This is a genomic window from Simplicispira sp. (assembly GCF_028687295.1).
Lineage (GTDB): Bacteria > Pseudomonadota > Gammaproteobacteria > Burkholderiales > Burkholderiaceae_C > Simplicispira > Simplicispira metamorpha.
In genome coordinates this window covers 1-3,650 of sequence record NZ_JAQUAL010000217.1, presented here as the reverse complement: position 1 = coordinate 3,650, position 3,650 = coordinate 1, and the positions used below count along the sequence as shown (strand labels likewise).

At 66.7% G+C, this 3,650-nt stretch carries 3 protein-coding genes and 1 pseudogene; 2 read left to right on the top strand and 2 right to left on the bottom strand.

The genetic code is table 11. The features are described 5' to 3' along the window. Together PHX69_RS15775 and PHX69_RS15770 are read right to left on the bottom strand one after the other, a co-directional pair. Nucleotides 1–104, bottom strand: a pseudogene (locus tag PHX69_RS15775) (DNA-binding response regulator); the annotation flags it as partial. After that, nucleotides 101–1,282 carry a sensor histidine kinase gene (locus PHX69_RS15770; protein ID WP_288045044.1) on the bottom strand — a complete coding sequence of 394 codons (1,182 nt, stop codon included), beginning with the start codon at nucleotides 1,280–1,282 and terminating at the stop codon, nucleotides 101–103. The gene PHX69_RS15770 and the pseudogene PHX69_RS15775, both read right to left, overlap by 4 nt. A gap of 51 nt (nucleotides 1,283–1,333) precedes the next feature. Here PHX69_RS15770 and argH point away from each other — a divergent pair, with 51 nt between their 5' ends. Both argH and PHX69_RS15760 read left to right on the top strand, forming a co-directional pair. Continuing rightward, entirely contained in the window at nucleotides 1,334–2,812 is a 1,479-nt protein-coding gene (gene argH, locus PHX69_RS15765; protein WP_288045042.1) for an argininosuccinate lyase, read from the top strand. Between the two features lie 216 nt (nucleotides 2,813–3,028). Beyond that, the coding region (locus tag PHX69_RS15760) for an HDOD domain-containing protein (protein ID WP_288045040.1) at nucleotides 3,029–3,650 on the top strand (622 nt) is incomplete at its 3' end.

The window sequence follows — 3,650 nt, the reverse complement described above, 5'->3', positions numbered from 1 at the left end:
GCCTCGCTCAGTTGGTGGGGCAGGCCCGGCGGGGCGATGTCTGCCAGCAGGGTGCGCAGGCGGCTGCGCGCCAGCGCCTCGTCGTCAACGATCAGGATGTTCATGGGGCAGGGCGCGCGGCTGCGCGCTGGCGGGGGGCTGGCAGGGTGGTAGCGCCGGGTGCGCTGGCCGGTGTGTTCGCCGGGGCTGGTACAGGGGCTGGCGCGGCGCTGGGGGCGGGCAGGGTGATGCGCACCTGGTAGAGGCCGTCTTGCACACCAGCGCTGAAGTCGCACTGCATGTCGTGCAGCAGCGCCAGGCGGGCGCGCACATTGGCCAGTGCAATGCCGTGCCCTTGCGAGGGCGAGCCCGCCGCCCCCGGTTTTTCGGTAGGCAGCGTGTTGGTGATGCGCACCACCACCCGACTGCCGCGCAGCTCGGTTTGCACACGCAGCTTGCCGCCGCGCGCGCTGGGCTCTACGCCGTGCTTGACGGCGTTTTCCACCAGCGGTTGCAGCAGCAGCGGTGGCAACTGGGCCTGGCTGGCGCGCGCATCCAGTTGCCACTGCACTTGCAGCCTATCGCCAAAGCGCACTTGCTCAATCGCCAGATAGCGCTGGGCCAGCTGGATTTCCTGCGCCAGCGTGACGGCCTCGCCTTGCTCGATGAGGGCGTGGCGGAACAGGTCGCTGAGGTCTTCCAGAAGCGACTCGGCGCGGGCGGGCTCTTCGCGTACCAGGGCGATGGCGCTGTTGAGGGTGTTGAACAAAAAGTGCGGCCGGATGCGCGATTGCAGCTCGGTCAGGCGCGCTGTGGTGGCCGCAGGTGTTCTGCCGCGTGCGCGCAGCACCAGCGCCACTACCAACAGCGCGGCCAGCAGCGCGCCGCTGGCGCCGCTGGCCAGCCACGGCGGCTGCACTGCCATGCCCACCAGGGTCAGCATGGCGCAGGCGCACAGGCCCGCCAGCGTCCCCAGCAGCACGCCCGCTGCCAGTTGGCCGCTGGTGCTGCGCCGTTGCAGCAGGGTTTTCAGGCTGCACGCTGCCAGCAGCCAGGCCAGCGTGGCGGGCAGGGCGCCGCCCGTGAGCAGCGCCAACTGCGCCAGCCACTGCACCAGCGTATCGGTACCGTACATGGCGCCCACGCCCAGCACGGTTTCGACGAACAACACCGTGCGCAGCACCACGCCCACATGGCAGGCATCGAACACCAGCGCACGTCCCGCAGGCGGGTGCCGGTGCGCCTTGGGGCGATTGCCATCGGGCGGTGGGGGCGGGGTCGATAAAATTTGCGGCTTCTGCATTGCGGCATCCGGGCGTTCCGGGTGTCTGTTTCACCGGATTATTGCCCTCCCATGCCCACCAGCCAAACCACCCAGCCCTCCCACAACCAGCTCGACACCAAGGCCCAGGCCTGGTCGGCCCTGTTCTCCGAGCCCATGAGCGATCTGGTCAAGCGCTACACCTCCAGCGTGTTTTTTGACAAGCGCCTGTGGCAAGCCGACATCGCGGGCAGCCTGGCCCACGCCGACATGCTGGCCGCGCAGGGCATCATCGCCGCGCAAGACCTGGCCGATATCCAGCGCGGCATGGCCCAGATCACGGCCGAGATCGAATCCGGCGCATTCGAATGGAAGCTCGACCTCGAAGACGTTCACCTGAACATCGAGGCGCGCCTGACGCAATTGGTGGGCGACGCGGGCAAGCGCCTGCACACGGGCCGCAGCCGCAACGACCAGGTGGCCACCGACGTGCGCCTGTGGCTGCGCGGCGAGATCGACCTGATTGGCGGCCTGCTGACCGGGTTGCAAGCCGCTCTGGTCGAAGTGGCTGCCAAGAATGTGGAGGTGATCCTGCCCGGCTTTACCCACCTGCAAGTGGCCCAGCCCGTGAGCTTTGCCCACCACCTGCTGGCCTACGTGGAAATGTTTGCCCGCGATGCCGAGCGCATGCAGGACGTGCGCAAGCGCGTCAACACGCTGCCGCTGGGCAGCGCCGCTCTGGCTGGCACCACCTATCCGCTGGACCGTGAGCGCGTGGCCCGCACCCTGGGCATGGTGGACGCCAGCGGCCAGCCCGTGGTCTGCCAGAACAGCCTGGATGCCGTGAGCGACCGCGACTTTGCCATCGAGTTCACCGCCGCTGCCAGCCTGTGCATGGTGCACATCAGCCGCTTGAGCGAAGAACTCATCATCTGGATGAGCCAGAACTTTGCTTTCATCAAGATTGCCGACCGCTTTACCACCGGCTCGTCGATCATGCCGCAGAAGAAAAACCCCGACGTGCCCGAACTGGCGCGCGGCAAAACAGGCCGCGTGGTGGGCCACCTGATGGGCCTGATCACCCTGATGAAGGGCCAGCCCCTGGCCTACAACAAGGACAACCAGGAAGACAAAGAGCCTTTGTTCGACACCGTGGACACGCTCAAAGACACGCTGCGCATCTTTGCCGAGATGGTCGGCGGCCAGGTGAACCCGGCCACGGGCGCCAAAGAAGGTGGCATCACCGTCAATGCCCAGGCCATGGAAGACGCCGCCAAGAAGGGCTACGCCACTGCCACCGATCTGGCCGACTACCTGGTCAAGAAGGGCCTGCCCTTCCGCGATGCGCACGAAACCGTGGCCCACGCTGTCAAGGCAGCGCAATCGCACGCCTGCGATTTGTCGGAACTGCCGCTCACGGTGCTGCAAGGCTTTCACCCTGCGATTGAAAAAGACGTGTACGACTGCCTGAGCCTGCGCGGATCGCTGGACGCACGCAACACCCTGGGCGGCACGGCTCCGGTGCAGGTGCGTGCGCAAATCGCCCGCCACCAGGCGCGCCTGGGCGCCTGAGCCCAGCCCGCGCGCGCCCACCCTGTGCCACAAGGTTTTTAAGCAAAAACTGCCTCAAAGCCTTGCTGGGTGAGCGCGAGCAGCTATCATTTTTGAAAGATTCTCCCGGCTGGTGGGTGGGCACTGCCCCGGCAGGTGCCGCTGCTGCAAAGTCAGCTGGGCGGGGGCAAGAGTGGTTAGCATAGGCAGCTTGTCCTTTCACACAGAGTCCAACCCGTGTCTGTCTTGCTGCTCTTGATCCCCGTTGCGGTCGCTATCGCCGCTGTGCTCTGGTGGAAGTTGCGCCGTCCAGCGGACAGCACGCCAGCATCGTCATTGCCCCGCCACGCTGCCAGCGGCATGCCTGCGGCGCGCTCACCGGCGGTCAATCCGTCTGCGGCGTCTGCGCGCCAGGCTGTCGTACCCGTCCTCAGCGCCCGCGCCAGCGCTGCGCTGGCCGAGCCCATGCCGCCCGTGCTGGCAGACTTTGTTCTGGTGCGTGAGAGCGCGCTGCCCGCCGCCCAGCACGAGGCGCTGATGACGGTGATTGGCGGTATTCCGCGCCCGCCCATGTCGCTGCACCAGCTGCTGGCGCCCGACTTTTTTGACCGCGCCGACTCCCTCATGCTCAGTGAGCTGCTGATGGGCGAGCCCCTGATTGCCGCCAAGGTGCTGGCCACTGTCAACTCGCCGTTTTATGGGCTGCACCAGTCCGTTACCAGCATTGAGCCGGCCATCACGTTCCTGGGCATGGACACCGTGCGCAACATTTGCGTGCAGTACATGCTGGCCCAGGCCTTCAAGCCCGAGCTGCGCGCCGCCCAGCGCTCGTTTGACACCATCTGGCGCTCCAGTGCCA